Genomic DNA, 236 nt, shown 5'->3' on the forward strand with positions numbered 1-236 from the left:
AAGGGCGGGTACATCAAGAAAGTCAGCACCTCTACCACCATGGGCGCCGCCGTTGCCGTTCACCAGGCTGGTCTGAGTGCATCAGCAAACAAATTGCTGCTTGTAACGGGCGAAAAATTCATCTAGAATCTTACGCCCGTTGTCCTGGTTGTTTGCACAATTCAGAAACCAGATTCAAAGCGAGTGAGTGACAAAGTCTAAACGCTTGGTTGTTCAGTCGCATAGGTTGGAGACAG

1 pseudogene is annotated in these 236 nt (G+C 49.6%); it reads left to right on the forward strand.

What is annotated here, in order from left to right:
* A pseudogene (locus KVT28_RS28020) lies at window positions 1-126 on the forward strand (hypothetical protein); the annotation flags it as partial.
* Between the last annotated feature and the right edge of the window lie 110 nt (window positions 127-236).

The organism is Pantoea sp. GbtcB22 (assembly GCF_019091025.1).
GTDB classification, from domain to species: domain Bacteria; phylum Pseudomonadota; class Gammaproteobacteria; order Enterobacterales; family Enterobacteriaceae; genus Pantoea; species Pantoea leporis.